Annotated in this window: 18 protein-coding genes and 1 pseudogene; 4 read left to right on the top strand and 15 right to left on the bottom strand. The window is 62.7% G+C overall.

The genetic code is table 11. From position 1 onward, the window contains the following. The 9 genes and pseudogenes from FYM52_RS13010 to FYM52_RS13045 form a co-directional block, all read right to left on the bottom strand. The coding region (locus FYM52_RS13010) for an SDR family NAD(P)-dependent oxidoreductase (RefSeq protein ID WP_154164403.1) at positions 1–637 on the bottom strand (637 nt) is incomplete at its 3' end. A 59-nt stretch (positions 638–696) separates the two neighbouring features. Further along, the gene (locus FYM52_RS13015; RefSeq protein WP_154164404.1) at positions 697–1,443 is read right to left on the bottom strand and encodes an ABC transporter ATP-binding protein; all 747 of its coding nucleotides are present in this window, start codon (positions 1,441–1,443) and stop codon (positions 697–699) included. Then, complete coding sequence (locus FYM52_RS13020; protein ID WP_154164405.1) at positions 1,440–2,234, bottom strand: ABC transporter ATP-binding protein; 795 nt, start codon at positions 2,232–2,234, stop codon at positions 1,440–1,442. The genes FYM52_RS13015 and FYM52_RS13020 overlap by 4 nt, the downstream gene beginning before the upstream one ends. Then, a complete protein-coding gene (locus tag FYM52_RS13025; protein ID WP_370513846.1) occupies positions 2,231–3,265 on the bottom strand; it encodes a branched-chain amino acid ABC transporter permease in 1,035 nt (344 codons plus the stop codon). Before FYM52_RS13025 ends, FYM52_RS13020 begins: the two co-directional genes overlap by 4 nt. Before the next feature lie 5 nt (positions 3,266–3,270). Next, positions 3,271–4,191: a branched-chain amino acid ABC transporter permease gene (locus FYM52_RS13030; RefSeq protein ID WP_042419654.1), complete on the bottom strand. Its 921-nt coding sequence runs from the start codon at positions 4,189–4,191 to the stop codon at positions 3,271–3,273. A 12-nt stretch (positions 4,192–4,203) separates the two neighbouring features. Further along, entirely contained in the window at positions 4,204–4,542 is a 339-nt protein-coding gene (locus FYM52_RS13035) for a tRNA-binding protein (protein WP_042419651.1), read from the bottom strand. 17 nt (positions 4,543–4,559) lie between these two features. Then, positions 4,560–4,872 (bottom strand): annotated as a pseudogene (locus tag FYM52_RS18785) (cupin). A 13-nt stretch (positions 4,873–4,885) separates the two neighbouring features. Beyond that, positions 4,886–6,094 carry an ABC transporter substrate-binding protein gene (locus tag FYM52_RS13040; protein WP_154164407.1) on the bottom strand — a complete coding sequence of 403 codons (1,209 nt, stop codon included), beginning with the start codon at positions 6,092–6,094 and terminating at the stop codon, positions 4,886–4,888. Positions 6,095–6,217: 123 nt separating this feature from the next. Then, on the bottom strand, positions 6,218–7,114 hold the full coding sequence (locus FYM52_RS13045) for an alpha/beta hydrolase (protein ID WP_154164408.1): 897 nt from the start codon (positions 7,112–7,114) through the stop codon (positions 6,218–6,220). A 240-nt stretch (positions 7,115–7,354) separates the two neighbouring features. On the opposite strand from FYM52_RS13045, the gene FYM52_RS13050 reads away from it, so the two are divergent. Continuing rightward, positions 7,355–8,464 carry an OmpP1/FadL family transporter gene (locus FYM52_RS13050; RefSeq protein ID WP_370513847.1) on the top strand — a complete coding sequence of 370 codons (1,110 nt, stop codon included), beginning with the start codon at positions 7,355–7,357 and terminating at the stop codon, positions 8,462–8,464. Between the two features lie 110 nt (positions 8,465–8,574). On the opposite strand, the gene FYM52_RS13055 is transcribed toward FYM52_RS13050, so the two are convergent. After that, the gene (locus FYM52_RS13055; protein ID WP_154164409.1) at positions 8,575–9,441 is read right to left on the bottom strand and encodes an EamA family transporter; all 867 of its coding nucleotides are present in this window, start codon (positions 9,439–9,441) and stop codon (positions 8,575–8,577) included. Between the two features lie 60 nt (positions 9,442–9,501). On the opposite strand from FYM52_RS13055, the gene FYM52_RS13060 reads away from it, so the two are divergent. After that, positions 9,502–10,047: a MarR family winged helix-turn-helix transcriptional regulator gene (locus FYM52_RS13060; protein WP_154164410.1), complete on the top strand. Its 546-nt coding sequence runs from the start codon at positions 9,502–9,504 to the stop codon at positions 10,045–10,047. A 263-nt stretch (positions 10,048–10,310) separates the two neighbouring features. On the opposite strand, the gene FYM52_RS13065 is transcribed toward FYM52_RS13060, so the two are convergent. Continuing rightward, on the bottom strand, positions 10,311–11,183 hold the full coding sequence (locus FYM52_RS13065; RefSeq protein WP_154164411.1) for a LysR family transcriptional regulator: 873 nt from the start codon (positions 11,181–11,183) through the stop codon (positions 10,311–10,313). Positions 11,184–11,327: 144 nt separating this feature from the next. On the opposite strand from FYM52_RS13065, the gene FYM52_RS13070 reads away from it, so the two are divergent. Together FYM52_RS13070 and FYM52_RS13075 are read left to right on the top strand one after the other, a co-directional pair. Next, complete coding sequence (locus FYM52_RS13070) at positions 11,328–12,371, top strand: TerC family protein (protein ID WP_154164412.1); 1,044 nt, start codon at positions 11,328–11,330, stop codon at positions 12,369–12,371. Between the two features lie 520 nt (positions 12,372–12,891). Next, positions 12,892–13,509, top strand: coding sequence for a flavin reductase family protein (locus FYM52_RS13075; RefSeq protein ID WP_042419154.1), 618 nt, complete (start codon positions 12,892–12,894; stop codon positions 13,507–13,509). A gap of 200 nt (positions 13,510–13,709) precedes the next feature. Here FYM52_RS13075 and FYM52_RS13080 read toward each other — a convergent pair whose 3' ends face one another. From FYM52_RS13080 to FYM52_RS13095, 4 genes are all read right to left on the bottom strand, one after another. Further along, entirely contained in the window at positions 13,710–14,003 is a 294-nt protein-coding gene (locus FYM52_RS13080; RefSeq protein WP_042419157.1) for a YciI family protein, read from the bottom strand. A gap of 164 nt (positions 14,004–14,167) precedes the next feature. Further along, complete coding sequence (locus tag FYM52_RS13085) at positions 14,168–14,632, bottom strand: VOC family protein (RefSeq protein ID WP_154164413.1); 465 nt, start codon at positions 14,630–14,632, stop codon at positions 14,168–14,170. 74 nt (positions 14,633–14,706) lie between these two features. Then, positions 14,707–15,519: a YdcF family protein gene (locus FYM52_RS13090; protein ID WP_154164414.1), complete on the bottom strand. Its 813-nt coding sequence runs from the start codon at positions 15,517–15,519 to the stop codon at positions 14,707–14,709. A gap of 164 nt (positions 15,520–15,683) precedes the next feature. Next, a complete protein-coding gene (locus tag FYM52_RS13095) occupies positions 15,684–17,732 on the bottom strand; it encodes an acetyl/propionyl/methylcrotonyl-CoA carboxylase subunit alpha (RefSeq protein ID WP_154164415.1) in 2,049 nt (682 codons plus the stop codon). Positions 17,733–17,743 lie beyond the last annotated feature (11 nt).

The following is a 17,743-nucleotide window of genomic DNA, read 5'->3' on the forward strand; positions in this document are numbered from 1 at the left end:
TGGCCAGGAAGGCGATCGTCCCCGCAATCTCTTCCACCGTGCCATAGCGCTGCATGGGCACAGCCGCGCGGCGCTCGTCCTTTTCGGGCAGGCTGTTGATCCAGCCGGGCAGCACATTGTTCATGCGCACCCCGCGGCGGGCGTATTCATCCACAAACAGCTTGGTAAAGCTGGCCAGCCCCGCGCGCGCCACGGCGGACGTGGGGAACAGATCGGCCGGCTCAAACGCCCAGGCGCTGGAAATATTGATGATGGCCCCGCTCCTCTGCTGCACCATGATGGGCGTCACACAACGCGCCGCGCGCACCACGTTCAGCAAATAGGCATCAATCCCAGCGTGCCAATCGGCATCGGTCAATTCCAGCACCGGCGCACGCGGGCCTTTGCCTGCGGAATTGACCAGCACATCCACCCGGCACCAGCGTTCCATGACCTGATCGACCAGTTGCTGGATATCGGCCTGGCTTTGGTTGGTACCGGTGACGCCGACGCCGCCCAGTTCCTGGGCCAGTGCCTCGCCCTTGCCCGAGGACGACAGAATGCCGACGTGGTAGCCATCGGCAGCGAATTTGCGGGCAGCGGCGGCGCCCATGCCGGAGCCTCCGGCGATGATGATGGCGGTTTTTTGTACGTTCATAAGCTATCTCTTTTCGTAGCAATTGACGCTTTGCTGTCAAAGCAAAGACGGTGATTCTTTCAAAATCCCAGATGCTCGGACATGGTGGATTTTTCTGCGAGCATCCGCAGTGAGTTGCCCTGCCAAACCGCTTGACCGCGACCCAACACGCAATGCAGACCGGCAATCTCCAAAAGGCGGTTCACATACTTGTCCACCACCAAAATGGCTTGACCCTCCGTCTTGAGCTGTGCCAAGCACGTCCAAATCTCCTCCCGAATCACCGGCGCCAAACCTTCGGTGGCCTCGTCCAGAATCAAGAGCTTGGGATTGGTCGACAACGCCCGTCCAATCGCCAGCATCTGCTGCTCGCCACCGGAAAGCTGATTGCCCATATGGTGCTCACGCTCCTTGAGCCGCGGGAACAGTGCATAGATTCTGGGCAAACCCCAAGGCGCAGCCTGCGCAGCCAGCTCTCCTTTTTGAGGCTGGGCAGGCGGGCGCGCAAAGGCCACCAGGTGCTCGCGCACCGTGAGGTTGGGGAAGCACTGCCGCCCTTCGGGCACGATGGCGATGCCCAGGCGCGCAATCACATCGGCGGGCAGGTTGGTGATGTCACGCCCCTCGAACAGGATCTGCCCCTTGCGCACGGGCAGCGCGCCGGTGATGCATTTGATGGTGGTGGATTTGCCCATGCCGTTGCGGCCCATGAGGCTGACGACCTGGTGGGGTTCCATCGTCAAACTCACGCCAAACAGCACCTGGCTGGCGCCGTAGCCGGCCTCGATGCCGCGCACTTCGAGCAAGGGGGTGGTGGCATTGCTCATGCTGCGCCCTCCTGGGGTTCTGGGAGGCTGGCGTCGACCTCGTCTTCCTGCCCCAGGTACACGGCCTGCACGCGCGGGTCGGCCTGGATTTGGGCAGCGCTGCCCTGGGCCAGTACCTTGCCGTAGACCAGCACGGTGATGCAGTCGGCCAGCTGGAACACGGCGTCCATGTCGTGCTCGATCAGCAGGATGGCCATGTCGGGCGAGCTGGCGCGCAGCTGCTGGATCAGCGCCACCATCTCGCTGGATTCCACCGGCCCCATGCCGGCCATGGGTTCGTCCAGCAGCAGCAACTTGGGCTGGGCGGCAATCGCCAGGGCCACGTCCAGCTTGCGCTGGGCGCCATGGGGTAAGGTGCCGGCCACATCGTTCCAGCGTGCCTGCAGCTGCACGCGCTGGGCCAGGGCCCAGGCCTGCTGCAGCAGTGCAGGGTCGTCATCGCGCACGTGGAAGCTGCGAAAGCTGTTACGGCCCTGCGCCTGGGCGGCCAGCAGCAGGTTCTCGGCCACCGTCAGCCGGGGGAAGATGCTGGTGATCTGAAAGCAGCGCGCCAGGCCGGCGGCCACGCGCTGGTGCGGGGCCAGGTGGATCAGCTCCCTACCGTCCAGCGTCAGGCTGCCGCCGTCGGCCGGCAGCAGGCCGGAGATCAAATGCACCAGCGTGGATTTGCCCGCGCCATTGGGGCCGATCAGGGCGTGGATCTGGCCGCGCTCGACCGCCAGGCTGACGTGGTCGGTGGCGGTCAAGGCGCCAAAACGTTTGACCAGGTTTTGAATGGAAAGCAGGCTCATGCCGCGCCCTCCTTGCGCTGGGTGCTATTTTTTTTGGCAAAGAACGCCGCCAGCCCCTTGGGCGCCAAGAACACCACGGCAATCAGCAGCACGCCCATGGGCGCGTGCCAGTAGTCGGTGCTGTGCTTGAGCACTTCTTCCAGCGCGCCCCACAGCACCACGCCCAGCGGCGCGCCCCAGCGCAGGCCGATGCCGCCCACTACCACCATCACGATCAGCAGGGCCGACTGGGTCCAGTGCATCAGCGAGGGGCTGACAAAGCCGTTCTGCGTGGCCAGCAGCGCACCGGCCAGGCTGGCCACGCCCCCGGCCAGGGCAAAGGCCAGCAGCTTGAGGCGGAAGGTGGGGTAGCCCAGGGCCTGCATGCGGGTTTCGTTGTCGCGGATGCCTTCCAGCGCGCGGCCGAAGTACGAGCGCTCCATGCGCGACAGCCACAAAAAGATAGCTGTCAGCGCAAGCAGGACAACGACAAACAGCCAATTGTCTTGTGCCAACACATCGCCATCGGCCTGGCGCAGCAGCACCAGCGGGGTGTAGAGCGTGTAGCCATCGTCCCCGCCGTAGGCGCGCAGCGACACGGCCAGGTAGTACAGCATCTGCGCAAACGCCAGGGTGATCATCAAAAAGTACACGCCGCGGGTGCGCAGCGCGACCAGGCCGATCAGGCCGGACACGGCCGTGCCCGCCAGCGCGGCCACCAGCCAGATCAGCCAGGCGTTGGCAAAGCCGCCCTCCACCATGGCCACCACGGCATAGGCACCGACGCCGACGAAGCCGGCATGGCCCAGGGCCACCAGCCCGGCGCGGCCGATCAGGAAGTTGAGGCTGAGCGCGGCCATGCTGACGGTGAGCATGCGGCGCACCAGGTCCACGTAATAGTCCAGCCCCCACAGCGGGGCCAGCCACGGAAAGACCGCCAGCAGCAGCACCAGGGCGGCCAGCACGGCCGGGCCGGCCCAGCGGGGATGGTGGGAGGCCGCCAGCGGGGGCGGCACAGACGTGTTGGCCAAGGCCTGGGAAGAATCGGACACGGAATTCATGCGCGCGCAGGGAAAAGACCGGAAGGCTTGAACACCAGCACCCCGGCCATCAGCAGGTACATGGCAATGCTGGCCACGGCGGGGCCCACGTCGGCCGCCAGGCTGGGCGACAGCACTTCGCGCAGCAGCGGCGGCAGCAAGGCGCGGCCAGCGGTATCGACCAGGCCGACCAGCAGGCTGGCGACCAGCGCGCCGCGCACCGAGCCGATGCCGCCGATCACGATGACCACCAGGGCGGGGATCAAAATGCTCTCGCCCATGCCCACCTGCACGGCGGTGATGGGGGCCACCAGCGCACCGGCCAGGGCGGCCAGGGCCGCACCGATGGCAAACACCAGGGCAAACACCCGGCGCACGCGCACGCCCATCCACTCGGCCATGGCGCGGTTGGAGGCCCCGGCCCGCACCCACATGCCCAGCCGGGTGTGGTTGACCAGCAGGTACAGGGCCAGCGCCGCGCCCAGGCCAGCGCCCAGGATCAGCAGGCGGTAGGCCGGATAGTGCAGAAAACCGAACAGCTCCACCGGGCCGGACAGCGCGCTGGGCGTGTCGGCCATGATGGGCGACGGCCCCCAGAGGTACTTGACCACGTCATCGGCGACCAACACCACGCCAAAGGTGGCCAGCACCTGGGACAGGTGGTCGCGCGCGTAGAGGCGGCGCACCAGGGCCGCCTCCAGCAACGCCGCCAGCGCCACGGTGACGGCCATGGCCACCACCACCGCCAGCAGGAACGAGCCCGTGTGCGTGTGCACCGTGGCCGACACATAGCCACCGGCCATGAACAGCGCGCCGTGGGCCAGGTTCAGCGTGTCCATGATGCCGAACACCAGGGTCAGCCCGGCGGCCAGCAGGAACAGCATCAGGCCGTATCCCAGGCCGTTGAGGGCCTGCTCCAACAAAAAAACCGCATCCATACGCTAAGGGGGTTACAGCAGCTTGGTGCCCAGCGGCACGGGCTGGTCTGGCACGCACAGCACCACGCCACCATCGGCGTCGTGAAAGCCCGTGACCAGGCATTCCGACATAACGGGGCCAATCTGCTTTTTGGGAAAGTTCACCACGGCCACGACCTGTTTGCCGATCAGGCCCTGCGGCGTGTAGTGGTGGGTGATCTGGGCGCTGGACTTGCGGATGCCGATCTCGGGGCCAAAGTCCACCTGCAGCAGGTAGGCGGGCTTGCGCGCCTGCGCAAAGACCTCCGCCGCCACAATGCGACCGACGCGCAGCTCGACCCGCGTGAAGTCGTCCCAACCAATCAGTTCCATGGGGGCTCCTGGTGCATTCAGACACTGCCCTCGCGTTCCACGACCAGCACGCGCCGCCCCCTGGGGGTGGGCCACGTGCTCGTCACCAGGGGCGGCGTAAAAGATGTCGCCCACCTGCAGGCGGTGGACCTGTTCCTGCCCGTGCTGGCGCGTGTGCATGTGCACCACGCCGTCGAGCACGACGAACACCTCATGGCCATCGTTGACGTGCCAGCGGTAGGGCTGGTCGGTCCAGTGCAGGCGCACGCTGGTGGTGCCGCTCAGCGTAGCGATGGGCAAGGCCTCCCAGGCGCGCTGGCCGGTGAAATCGCGGGGCGAGATGGTCTGCATGCCCTCCCCCGCCTTACTTCATGCCGCACTGGCTGGCGTAGCTGTCCTGGTGGGCGGTGAACAGCTTGCCGGGTTGCAGGGCGTTGGTGATCTTGCCGTCCTTGGTCTTGACGACCTGGCGCAGGTAGTAGTCCTGCACCAGGAACTGGTTGTTGCCATAGCTGACGGGGCCGCGCACCGAGTTGAACTTGGCCGTCTTGACGGCCTTGGCCACGGCGGCGCGGTCGTCCAGCTTGCCGTTCAGGCTTTTGACGGCGGCGTCGATGTTCATCACCACATCGTAGGCAAAGGCCGCGTACAGCGTGGGCAGGCGGCCATAGGCCTTCTGGAACTCGGCCACGAACTGCTTGTTGGTGGCGTTGTCCAGGTCGTGGGCATAGGACGAGGCGTTGTAGATGCCGACCATGGGCTCGCCCACGGCGGCGATGATGTCCTCGTCGGCCGTGAAGGGCGAGGAGATCAGCACGATGTCCTTGTTCAGCCCCGCGCCCATGAACTGCTTGATGAAGTTGATGCCCATGCCCCCGGGCTGGAAGATGTAGACCGCATCGGGCTTGGTGGCGCGCAGTTGGGCCAGTTCGGCCGCAAAGTCCAGCTGACCGACCTTGGTGTAGACCTCGTCGGCCACGGGCTGCTTGTAGGCGCGTTTGAAGCCGTTGACCGCGTCCTTGCCGGCGGGGTAGTTCGGGGCCAGCACCACCACCTTCTTGTAGCCCTTGTTGGCCGCATGCTGGCCGGCGGCCTCGTGCATGGCGTCGTTCTGGTAGCTGGTGCCGAAGAAGAAAGGATTGCACTGCGCACCCGCCAGCTGGCTGGGGCCAGGGTTGGCCGACAGGAACGGCACCTTGGCACCAAACACGCTGGGGCCCACGGCCAGCACCACGTTGGAGCCCACGGGGCCGGTGAAGAAGTCCACCTTGTCACGCTTGAGGAAGCGGTCTGCCACCTGGCGCGCGGTCTCGGGGTTGCCGGCGGTGTCGGCCTGCAGGAATTCGGCCGGCAGCCCGCCCAGCTTGTTGCCCAGTTGCTTGGCCGCCAGGTTCAGGCCGTCGCGGATTTCCGCACCGGGGCCGGCAAACGGGCCGGAAATGTCCAGCGCCACGCCGACCTTGATGGTTTCGGCCGCAGCGGCCGCCAGGCTGGCGCTGCCGGCGGCCAGGCACAGGGCGGCAGCAGCGAGGGCGAAAGGTGCCAAGGGGAACCGGCGGCGGGCTGGGGTCATGGTGCGTGTCTCTCTGTCTGGATGGTGGAAAGGTGCGCGGGCGCAACGCCGCACAGCCTACACAGGCTGCTCTGTTTTGTGCAGCTTATGGCCGCCCCTTGTTGCATGCATGCTCACATGCCCTCAGCTTTGTGCAAGCTTGCTTGACAGCCCCATCAGCTGCAGCGCCGTCTGGTGGACGATGGAATCCGGCTCGGCCAGCTGCAGCGGCAGGTCGAAATGGTTGGTGGCCGGCGCCTCCACCCACTGCCCGGGCAGGCAGCGCGCGCGCCAGGCCGCCAGGTATTCGCGCGACTGGCGGTGGAATTCGCGGCTTTCAAACTCGCCGCACGCCACGCGCAGCTGGCAGTGGCCGTGCGTGCGCGCATCCGGCAGCGCAAAACGCGGGCTGTTGCGCATGGCGGCGGCATCGTCCAGCCGCATCCAGTCGTTGATGTGGGTGTGGAGCAGCGGCTGCAGGTCAAACAGCCCACTCAAGGGAAAGGCCGAAGCCGGCAACGCGCTGGCTGGCAGGTCGTACTCGTCCTGCCAGCCACGGGCCAGCAGCATGCCCACCAGATGCCCGCCGGCCGAGCTGCCGCAGACACAGATGTTGCGGGCATCGCCGCCATAGATGGCGATGTTGCGTACCACCCAGGCAAAGGCCTGGCGCACCTGGTCGACGATGTGGTCCAGGCTGACCGCCGGGGCCAGGTCGTAGTCGGGCACGACGACGATGGCGCCGGCCTGGGTCAGTGCCGGGGCCATGAAGGCCGAGTCGTCCCTGCCCAGCGCGCGCCAGTAGCCGCCATGCAGGTAAATGAAAACAGGAGCTGTTGGCCCTTGTCCAGTCAGGGCTGGAGGCAGATAGATATCCAGAAGATCGGTGGGCCTGGGGCTGTAGCGCTGGTGGCGCACGGCACCAGGCAAGGCAAAGGCGGCCTGGCTCTGCTGGGCATAGCGGGCAATCAGCGCCCCGGCATCCTGCACGCTGGCGCGGGCGTTGTACTGGCGGTCGAAATAGGCAGGGGTGGCATCCATGGCAGGGTCCAACAGGTTTGGGCGGCGGTACACGCCGCCGACACAGGCTGTGCGCAGCATACGGTGCGCTGCGGGCGGCCCAGCACATCGCCCCTCTTCCATCCACCACGGCATGACGCCGACGCGACAACTGTGGGGTCCAGGCCATGCATTCACACACGTCACCGCAGCCTGGCCGATTCCATGCACAATGCGCGCTCCTAAAAAACATTGTTTTACATATCCGCCATGTCCCCGTCGGTGAATGCATTGCGAATGAAGCCGGCCGGCATGGCCTGTGCAGCCCTGACGCTGAGCACCTGCGCCCTCGCCGGCGGCGTGGACAGAACCAGCCAGAGCCTGTCGCCACTGTTTGAAAAAGGCGCGCACCTGAGCGTCGAGGCCTATGCCTCGCGCCCGCAGATCCAGGGCACGGACGCATGGGGCCAATCCACCGGCCAGGTGGCGCCCCGCTTTGCGCAATGGGGCTTTGCGTACAAGCAGGATGTAGACGCCCGCAACTCCGTGCTGGTCATGCTGACCCGCCCCTATGGCCTGGACATTGATTACGACCGCCAGTCCTCCCGCCTGTTTGGCGGCACGCAGGCCCGCATCAGCACCTATGAGTTGATGGCCGCGCTGCGCCACCGCTGGACCGAGCGCTGGGCCGTGCATGGGGGGCTGCGCGTGCAGCGCTCCGAAGGCCATGTGGCCCTGAACGGCCTGGCGTTTGGCCCGCTCAATGGCTACCGCGTCGATTTTGCGCCCAGCACCCGCCCCGGCTACCTGCTGGGCCTGAGCTACGAGCGCCCCGAGATCGGCTTGCGCATCGCGGGCACCTATTACTCCGCTATCAAACACCACGTCACCACCCGCGAAACCCTGCGGGCGGGGACCACGACCACCGATTCCAACTCCCCCCAGAGCTTCACGCTGGACCTGCAGACCGGCCTGACGCCCTGCACCCTGGTGTTTGGCCAGATCCGCTGGAGCCAGTGGTCGCAATTCCAGCTCAGCCCCCAGGCCTTTGCCGCCGCCACCCAGGGGCGCGGCCTGACGGACCTGGAAGACGCGACCACCTACACCCTGGGGCTGGCGCAGAAACTGGGTCCGCAGTGGTCCGGCTTTGTGGCGCTGGGCTATGACCCCAAAAGCGGCAAGACCCCCCTGTCCCCGCTGCGCCCCAGCAGCGGGCGCGTGGGCTATACCCTGGGCCTGAGCTACCAGCACGAGCGCGTCAAGATCACGCCCTGGATCAGCTACCAGCGCCTGGGCGCCACCGATGTCTCCAGCACGCGTACACCCATGGCCCATTTTGGCCAGAGTTCAGCCACCGCCGTGGGGGTGAAGCTGGGGTACAGCTTTGAATGATGGAACGTATGGATGGGCATGCGTGATGCGATGACTGCTTGGTCCGCTGCGGTCATATGGGTCGCAACAGGAAAACTGGTCGATTGAGGTGCGGCACTGCCGCACAGGGACTAGCGACTGGATGTCCATTGCACGCCAAACACACTGACCAACACAACCAGCAGCCCCAACAGCGAAATACCGCCCATGGACTGGGATAGCAACACCCATCCCAGAATGACTGCGGTCAGAGGGCTTAACAGGCCCAGCGACGCCACAGCCACGGACGGCAGACGTGCCACACCCCGAAACCACAGCACATAGGCCACAAGCGCACCTGCCCCGCTGAGATAGGCGTAGGCCGCCCACTGCGATGCCGTCAATGCAGGCAGTGGCGCATCTACGAGCCATGCAACTGGGGCCAGCATCATCCCTCCCAGCACCAACTGCCAGCCCGTCATGGATAGCACTGGCAATCCGATCTGCCAACGGCGTGTCAACCAAACACCTGTGGCCATTGAGGCCGCACCCAGCAAGGCCGCTGCCATGCCGATGGGTTCGAACACGGTTTGCGGCGACAGCAACAACATGGCCATGCCAAATACACCTGCAGCAGCACAGCACGCGGTGATGCCCCTTGGCGCCTGGCGGTCTACAGCCCATGCCAGCAACATGACCAAAAGCGGTTGAATCGCTCCCAACACCGCTGCCAAGCCGCCTGGCAAACGGTAGGCGGCGACAAACAGCAGTGCCTGAAAAACACCAATGTTCAAAGCGCTGAGCACGGCCAATCGCCCCCAGTGCTGCTTGTGCGGCAACCGCCACGTAACCAGCAGCAGCAACAGCCCTGCAGGCAGCGCGCGAATCAGTGCGGCGGTGAAGGGCCGATCCGGCGGTAGAAACTCCGAGGTCACGATGTAAGTGGATCCCCAGATCACAGGAGCGCATGCCGTCAGCAGTGCGTCACGCCATGGGCGTGGAGGAGTATCAGCAGGCATGTGTTATCTTCAAATCAAGACAATTCATTGTGCAAACCAATTACCTTGAAGTCAAGACAAATGAAAGACCTTACGTTCTCTCCGCCACGTGATGCCGTGGATGTCATCCTTGGCCAGTGGCGGCGTGAGCGCCCCGATCTGGATGTCAGCCCCATGGGCCCAATTGGACGGATCAAACGCTGTGCAGTGCTGCTGGAGGCGCGGCTGGAAGCGGAGTTTGCGAAGTTTGGACTCAGCATGTGGGAGTTCGATATGCTGGCCACGCTGCGGCGGTCTGGCGCGCCCTACTGCCTCAGTCCTACGGAGTTGTTCTCGATGCTCATGGTCAGCTCAGGCACCATGACCCATCGGCTCAAACGTCTGGAAACCAGGGGCTGGGTGGAACGTGTCCCCAATGACCAGGATGCACGCAGCACCCTGGTGCGGCTCACCGACGATGGACTGGCGCTGATTGAGCGTGTTGTCGAAGCACACGTGGTCAACGAGCATGCTCTGCTCTCAGCGTTGTCTGCCGATGCGCTGCACGAATTGGATTTGCAACTGGTTGATCTGTTGCGCGCCCTAGAGTCTCCAAAAGATGGAGCTGAAGCCAAGTTGGCAGCTTGAATCAGCAATCATCACAAACTATCTGTACTTGCCATCTGCAGCGGAACTCGTGCTTGCCGCGCACGTTTCAGACTCAGGCCGCGAAGTTTTCGAAAATTTTTTGAAAAATGATTGACTCGCCCTGTGGCTATTTCATGCGAGAAACTTCTTGCACATTCAAAATCAAGAATATATAAATTTGCCACTCAGTAGTGAATGATTTTAAAATTAAAGTGGATCAAATTAAATAATTAAAAGTATAAAATTATTTCATGTAAAACAATCTAAATATTTAATATTTTTCTTACCAAGGGGTGATTTTTGCTACGTGAGCTATATATCCCGTAGATTTCTTCATTAAGCCCATCGCTGCATCCAAGAAGTTTCAGGCTTTGTATATTTACAAGATCTGCAGAACCTAACTCTGTCACAGGAAAAACGCCCATCCCTTGGGCAGAAAAAATACTCAACAAGGCACTGTCTTCGAATTCGCCAACAATCTGAGCTTGTATGCCCAGATTTTCTAACCAGCGATCCATGCGCTCACGCAGTGCTGCATGGTATGTCGGTGCAAGTATGGGCAAATCTTTAAGACTTTGCGGAAACTCCGCAATTTTCTGATCACTGACCAAAGCGGCAGGTCCATACCAATCGACCCGAGAAGCAACCAAACGCTCGCTCGACAAACGAAAGCTGGAGTTATGCGGTGGTGGCTGACAGGCCAATACCAAATCCAGCTTGTGCAAAGCCAACTCTGCCATCAACTGCTCAAGCTCGCCATCATGGCAGATAAGCTTTAAACCAGAAGTTGCCAGTACTGGTTGAAGCAGTCTGTGTGCTGCGAGCTTTGCTATTCCGTCTGAAAGACCTACGGATAAACGTACCGATGGCCCGGTTGCTGCTGCGGCAGCCTCCTCTGGGATGCGTGACCCTAGCAGGAATATTTCATCCGCACGCAAAAATACGGCACGGCCTGCATCGGTGAGAACCACAGTTCGCCCGGAAGGTTTGAGCAATTGATGGCCTATCGAGGACTCTAAAAGTCGCACTTGTGCACTGATTGTTTGGATGGCCATATCCAAACGCTCCGCTGCTCGGGCAAAGCCACCTTCGTTGGCCACAACCCAGAAGTAGTAGAGGTGTCGATAGTTGAGCATAGTGGATGCATGAATACTTCGAAAAAAACGAAGTGCAGATCATTGTAAAGCTGCTTTTTTAGTGCTGTTACGTTGAGAAGAATGGAGGCGTCGACACTGATCTCACTCCAATGAGTGAGGTTTATCAACCCATCCTCTCACATCATGGAATTCCTCTCTACCCTTTGGTTAGGCATGCCACTCTGGATATGGTTTGCCTTCTTGACCACTGTCATCGCCATTTTGGCTTTCGATCTGGGCATCCTGCACAAAGATGCGCGCGCCATCGAAATCAGCGATAGCTTGAAAATGTCAGGCTTGTACATAGGTTTGGGCCTTGCCTGGGCTGCAGCTGTTTACTGGATCTATGTCCATTACTCTGGCACGGGGGCCGTGGATCCGCAAATTGCAGCGGCAGCCAGTCCAGAAGAAAGAGGATGGATAGCCGTCAAGCTGTATATGACAGGCTATCTGGTTGAGAAGACATTGGCAATGGATAATGTATTTATCATTTCTTTGATATTTACATATTTCGCAGTGCCTCGTGAATATCAGCATCGCGTACTTTTCTGGGGCATTTTGGGCGTGATCGTGCTGCGAGCAATCATGATCGGTCTTGGCGCGGCGCTGGTGATGGAGTTCTCCTGGGTGATGTACTTGTTTGCAGTTATTTTGCTGGCAACAGGTATAAAAATGCTCATTATGGTTGATCATCAACCAGATATTTCCAACAACCCCGTGCTCCGTTTTTTAAAATCCCACATGCGGGTGACAGAGACATTGCACGGCCAAGCGTTCACTGTGCGACAAATCGACCAAAATACTGGAAAAGCCGTCCTTTTTGCAACCCCCTTGCTGTTGTGCTTGATACTGGTTGAAATCGCAGATTTGGTGTTTGCGATTGACTCTGTCCCCGCTATCTTTGCGATCACACCTGATCCATTCATTGTTTATACCAGCAATATCTTTGCAATCCTAGGCTTGAGAGCACTGTACTTTGCTTTGGCTGCTATGGTGCACAGATTCCACTACCTCAAGTATGCGTTGGCTTTGGTTCTGATATTTATTGGCGCCAAAATATTCTTGGGAGACTTTATGTTTGATGGGAAGGTGCCGGCCTCTATCAGCTTGGCAGTCACAGGTGGTCTTTTGGCTGCAGGTATTGTTTTCTCACTATTTAAAACCAGGAATAAAAACAGCAGCAACTAATTATTCCAATCAATTCAATGGGGCTTTAAGCCCCATTGAATTTTTGGAATCCGCCAGAGCGTGGTCGATGTCTCACTTCCTGGAGGCGTGAGTACACATAGCGGTGGTATCGATGGCGATCGCCCGCTGACGCTGGTGATGCATGACTGGTAGGAGGCTTGTAGCAGGTACCACGCTGCTGCGACGTGGGGGATGGAAGGCCCAAAAAGCTTAAGGCCGAAGAGCACGCTTACGAGGCGTTGCAGCCGCTATGGCTGCGCCTCATCTGCAGGAGCAGCCATAACGGCCATGGCGCCCAATACCGCCTGGGTCACAGGCATGGCTTGCACATAGAGTTGAGAGATGTCCCTCCCGTCACGCCCCGAAGTTGGACGTTTTCTGGGAAAAGCTGGCCGGTTCACACAGGCTAGGTGGAGCCCCCAGCAACCCGATCTCCAGGTTGCCCCTTTAGACTGGCAGCCTCGCCCACGCATGCCACTGGGTGTTTCTCCCGACAGGCCAGACGCTGCAACAACCATCGATGAAAACTGACTCGCACACCTATGAGCCCCGCAAAGGGCACGGACTGCCGCATGACCCCTTCAACGCCATCGTCGGCCCGCGACCAATCGGATGGATTTCGAGCAGGAGCGCAAGCGGGCAGGTCAATCTGGCACCCTACAGCTTCTTTAACGCTTTCAACTACGTCCCTCCCATCATCGGCTTCTCCAGCATCGGATGGAAAGACACGGTGCGCAACATCCAGGAGACCGGAGAGTTCGCTTGGAATCTGGCCACACGTGAGTTGGCCGAGGCCATGAACCAGACCTGTGCTGCCGTCCCTCCGGAGGTGGATGAGTTCGAACTGGCAGGGCTAGAGGCGGTGGATTCGGAGTTGATACAGGTACCCAGAGTTGCACGAAGCCCGGTGACCTTCGAATGCCGTTTGACCGACATCCACCAGTTGCGGACCGCCAGCCATGAGCCGATTCCGTCCTGGCTTGTGCTTGGGGAAGTGGTCAAGGTCTACATCGATCGTCGGCTGCTCAAGGACGGGGTGTTCGACACGGCCAATTCCGGGGCGATCCTGCGCGCGGGGGGCCCCGCAGACTATTTCGCCATCGGCGATGCGCAGAAGTTCCGCATGTATCGTCCCTGATAGCAGCTGGCATTCGCCTGCCCTTGCAAGTCAGCTCAATCCTAATGTCGGTCGCTCAGGTAGCGGCACTACGGCCGATCGCGCGGGTCCAAGACATCGCTGCGACAGGCGGCCATCAGCAACGGAAGTGCTGAAGACCGCAGCGGGCCAAACTTATTCGCCAGAGCACCACCACAGGCCGCTGCGACGCCCATGCGCGGCTACAGCACCACCCGGTCTTCCTCGAACGCCTTGCCCCAGGTGCGCAGCACATACTGGCGCGCGCCGCTGAGGTAGTACGGGTCTTGCTCGATCAGCGCCACAGCCCGGGCACGGTCGGGCACTTCCAGCACCCACAGGCCGCCGACGTAGTCGCCGCCGGCATCGCTGCGGCAGCCACCCGCCAGCACGATCTCGGCCTTGTGCCGCGCCAGAAAATCCAGGTGGGCCTGGCCCTGCTGGGCCCGCACGGCCAGCATGGCGGGGGTGTCGGTGAAGATGGCAATCCAGCGCATGTCGGGCTTTCTTGAAATTCAGGGGGGGCCGCACGGCGGTAGGCACATCCCCGATGGCGCGCAGGCTTCAGGCGGCCCTGCCCCCACAGTGCGACTGCGACGGAAGGCGACGGGGGTGCCGCCTTGGAGGCCCACCGCCAGCGGGTTCGGCGTTGCGTGGGGCCTCAGCCCAGCGCGGCGATCACTTCGGCCGGGGCCTGCACCAGCTCGATCAGCACGCCCTCCCCGGCAATCGGGAATTCGTCGTTGCTCTTGGGGTGCAAGAAGGTGATGTCATAGCCGGCCGCGCCCTTGCGGATGCCGCCCGGGGCAAAGCGCACGCCGTGGGCGGTCAGCCATTCCACGGCTTTGGGCAGGTCGTCGATCCACAGGCCGATGTGGTTCAGCGGCGTGGCATGGACGGCGGGCTTTTTCTCGATGTCCATGGGCTGCATGATGTCCACTTCCACCTTCATGGCGCCTTGGCCAATGGCGAGGATGTCCTCGTCCACGTTCTCGCGCTCGCTCTGGAAGGTGCCGGTCTGCTCCAGACCCAGCATGTCCACCCACAGGCGCTTCATGCGCTGCTTGTCGGTGCCGCCGATGGCGACCTGCTGGATGCCCAGGACTTTGAAGGGACGTTGGTGCATGGTGTGACTCCTTATTGAATAGCTGTCAGCGCAGGCACAGCAAGCGCTGGAGGTTGTTTTGATGGTTGAAATCCTCAGACTTCGCGCAGCACCCAGCTGCTGGCCATGGCGAAATATTCGCGCAGCCAGGCGTTGAAGCGGGTGGCCAGCGGCGTGGGCGCGGCCACGGGGTACATCTGGCTCAGCCCCTGGCGCTGGGCAATGCGCAGTGCGCGCATGAGGTGAAAGTCGCTGCTGACCAGGGCCGTGGGCGCATTCGCCACCACGCCACGCGCGGCCAGCAGCGGGCGGCTGAGCTGCAGGTTCAGCTCCGTGCTGGTGCTGAGCTTTTCCAGCACCAGGCGCTCGGGCGCAATGCCGTGGCGCTGCTGCAGGTAGCGCGCCATGACCTCGGCCTCGGATTCGGTCTCGCCCCAGTCCACGCCGCCGCACACGGCGATCAGCGCCCCGGGCTGCAGCCGGGCCAGCTCGGCCGCGGTGTCCAGCCGCTGGGCCAGCACCGGTCGCGGCTGCCCGTCCAGGGTGCCGCTGCCCAGCACCACGATGGCCTGCACGGCAGGCACCTGCGGTGGCTCCAGCCCCAGACTGAACAAACGGCTCCAGAACCACAGCACGCTCAGCACCCACAAGGCCAACAACACCCAGGCGGCGCGCCACATGCGGTGGCGCCAGGGCCGGGCCTGGCGCCAGACCTGCACCGCCGGCCACTGCCAGGCCAGCACCAGCGCGCCGGCGCCCAGCACGGCCGGCACCTGCACGCCAACGTTGAAGTGGCCCAGGGCGATCAGCACCAGCGCATCCAGCAGCAGCACCGCCCCCACGACGGCCAGCAGCCCGCGGGCCACTTGCGCGCCGCGGGAGGAAGAATTTTGTGCTTGCAAAGCCATAGCTGTCTGCGCAGGCTGGATCAGCGTTGAAGGGGGATTTGGCATAAATGGTCAGAGAAGGAAAAACCCGCACAGCCTAAGCCATGCGGGCCCTGCCTGTCAGCCCCGGTGCGCAGGCGCAAGCCGCCATGTCGGCGCCGCGCACCGGGGCCCATACCCACGCATCACTCGAATTCGAGGATCACGTCGTCCACGGCCAGGGAATCGCCCTTGCCGGCGCTGACCTTGCTGACCACCCCATCCTGCGTGGCGAACAGGATGTTTTCCATCTTCATGGCCTCGATCACGGCCAGCTTTTCGCCGGCCTGCACCTTCTGGCCGACCTGCACGGCCACATCCACCAGCAGGCCGGGCATGGGCGAGAGCAGGAACTTGGACAGATCGGGCGGCGCCTTGTAGGGCATCAGCTGGTGCAGCTGGGCGCCCCGGGGCGACAGCACCATGGCGTCGATCTGCGTGCCGTTGTGCGTGATGCGCAGGGCCAGCGGGTTCTTGGGCGTGCCGCGCTCCACCTGGACGGTGAAGGGCTGGCCGTTGCAGCTGCCTTGCAGGCGCAGCTCGCGCATGGCGCTGAAGCTCTGGAACTCATAGCGCTTGCCGTTCAGCGTGACCGTGCTCTTGCGGCTGTCGTACTCGAAGTCGCTCACGGTCACGGGGTGATGCTGGCTCTGCCCTTCGGCGCCCAGCACGACCACGGTGTAGTCGGCCGAGACCACCACCTCGTGGCCACGCATCTGGCCGCTGATGGTGGAGGCGCGCGCGCGGTAGCGGCGGTTCATATGGGCGGCCAGGGCCACCAGGAAGTCCGGGTCGCTGTGTGGCACGTCGCTGCTGTTGAAGCCGTGCGCATAGTGCTCGGCGATGAAGCCGGTGTTGAAGTCGCCGCTCTGGAACTTGGGGTGCGCCAGCAGCGCCGCCTGGAACGGGATGTTGGAGCTGATGCCACGGATGACAAAGCCGTTCAGGGCTTCGCGCATCTTGGCGATCGCCTCGGCGCGGTCCTTGCCGTGCACGATGAGCTTGGCAATCATCGAGTCGTAGAACATCGGGATCTCGCCGCCCTCGTACACCCCGGTGTCCACGCGCACACCGTGCAGGTGCGCGGTGTCGCCCTGCCACATGCTCTGCTCGGGCGGGTTGAAGCGCACCAGGCGGCCGGTGGAAGGCAGGAAGTTGCGGAACGGGTCTTCGGCGTTGATGCGGCACTCCATGGCCCAGCCGTCGCGCTTGACGTCTTCCTGGCGGATCGTCAGTGCCTCGCCGGCGGCCACGCGGATCATCTGCTCCACCAGGTCCAGGCCGGTGATGCACTCGGTCACGGGGTGCTCCACCTGCAGGCGGGTGTTCATCTCCAGGAAGTAGAAGTCCTGGTTCTTGCCAACCACAAATTCCACCGTGCCGGCCGACTGGTACTGCACGGCCTTGGCCAGGGCCACGGCCTGCTCGCCCATGGCCTTGCGTGTGGCGTCGCTGATGAAGGGGCTGGGCGCCTCTTCGATCACCTTCTGGTGGCGGCGCTGGATGGAGCATTCGCGCTCGTTCAGGTAGATGACGTTGCCGTGGCTGTCACCCAGGATCTGGATTTCGATGTGGCGCGGCTGCTCGACAAACTTCTCGATGAAGATGCGGTCGTCGCCAAAGCTGTTGCGCGCCTCGTTCTGGCACGACGCAAAGCCTTCGAAGGCTTCCTTGTCGGTGAAGGCCACGCGCAGGCCCTTGCCGCCGCCGCCGGCCGAGGCCTTGATCATCACGGGGTAGCCGATGCCCTTGGCGATCTCCACCGCCTGCTCGGGGCCGGCGATGGGGTCGTTGTACCCGGGGATGATGTTGACCTGGGCCTCGTTGGCCAGCTTCTTGGAGGCGATCTTGTCGCCCATGGCGGCAATCGAGTGCGCCTTGGGGCCGATGAAGGCAATGCCCTCGTCCTCGCAGCGCTTGGCGAAGGCCTCGTTCTCGCTCAGAAAGCCGTAGCCAGGGTGGATGGCCTGGGCACCGGTCTGCTTGGCGGCGGCAATGATGCGGTCGGCCACCAGGTAGGACTCGCGGCTGGGCGCGGCGCCGATGTGCACGGCCTCGTCGGCCAGCTTGACGTGGCGCGCTTCCTTGTCGGCGTCGGAATAGACGGCGACGGTGGCAATCCCCATCTTCTGGGCGGTGGCGATGACGCGGCAGGCAATTTCGCCGCGGTTGGCGATCAGGATCTTGGTAAACATGGTGTGCGATC

Source organism: Comamonas sp. CAH-2, from assembly GCF_009668305.1.
GTDB classification, from domain to species: Bacteria; Pseudomonadota; Gammaproteobacteria; order Burkholderiales; family Burkholderiaceae_C; genus Comamonas; species Comamonas aquatica.

Excerpts from the sequence above, each read along its gene's own strand:
- FYM52_RS13085 (WP_154164413.1), bottom strand. The coding sequence starts at position 14,632 with ATGCACCAACGTCCCTTCAAAGTCCTGGGCATCCAGCAGGTCGCCATC.
- FYM52_RS13065 (WP_154164411.1), bottom strand. The coding sequence starts at position 11,183 with ATGCTCAACTATCGACACCTCTACTACTTCTGGGTTGTGGCCAACGAA.
- FYM52_RS13080 (WP_042419157.1), bottom strand. The coding sequence starts at position 14,003 with ATGCGCTGGATTGCCATCTTCACCGACACCCCCGCCATGCTGGCCGTG.
- FYM52_RS13055 (WP_154164409.1), bottom strand. The coding sequence starts at position 9,441 with ATGCCTGCTGATACTCCTCCACGCCCATGGCGTGACGCACTGCTGACG.
- FYM52_RS13020 (WP_154164405.1), bottom strand. The coding sequence starts at position 2,234 with ATGAGCCTGCTTTCCATTCAAAACCTGGTCAAACGTTTTGGCGCCTTG.
- FYM52_RS13095 (WP_154164415.1), bottom strand. The coding sequence starts at position 17,732 with ATGTTTACCAAGATCCTGATCGCCAACCGCGGCGAAATTGCCTGCCGC.
- FYM52_RS13015 (WP_154164404.1), bottom strand. The coding sequence starts at position 1,443 with ATGAGCAATGCCACCACCCCCTTGCTCGAAGTGCGCGGCATCGAGGCC.
- FYM52_RS13030 (WP_042419654.1), bottom strand. The coding sequence starts at position 4,191 with ATGGATGCGGTTTTTTTGTTGGAGCAGGCCCTCAACGGCCTGGGATAC.
- FYM52_RS13040 (WP_154164407.1), bottom strand. The coding sequence starts at position 6,094 with ATGACCCCAGCCCGCCGCCGGTTCCCCTTGGCACCTTTCGCCCTCGCT.
- FYM52_RS13045 (WP_154164408.1), bottom strand. The coding sequence starts at position 7,114 with ATGGATGCCACCCCTGCCTATTTCGACCGCCAGTACAACGCCCGCGCC.
- FYM52_RS13090 (WP_154164414.1), bottom strand. The coding sequence starts at position 15,519 with ATGGCTTTGCAAGCACAAAATTCTTCCTCCCGCGGCGCGCAAGTGGCC.
- FYM52_RS13070 (WP_154164412.1), top strand. The coding sequence starts at position 11,328 with ATGGAATTCCTCTCTACCCTTTGGTTAGGCATGCCACTCTGGATATGG.
- FYM52_RS13060 (WP_154164410.1), top strand. The coding sequence starts at position 9,502 with ATGAAAGACCTTACGTTCTCTCCGCCACGTGATGCCGTGGATGTCATC.
- FYM52_RS13075 (WP_042419154.1), top strand. The coding sequence starts at position 12,892 with ATGAAAACTGACTCGCACACCTATGAGCCCCGCAAAGGGCACGGACTG.
- FYM52_RS13035 (WP_042419651.1), bottom strand. The coding sequence starts at position 4,542 with ATGGAACTGATTGGTTGGGACGACTTCACGCGGGTCGAGCTGCGCGTC.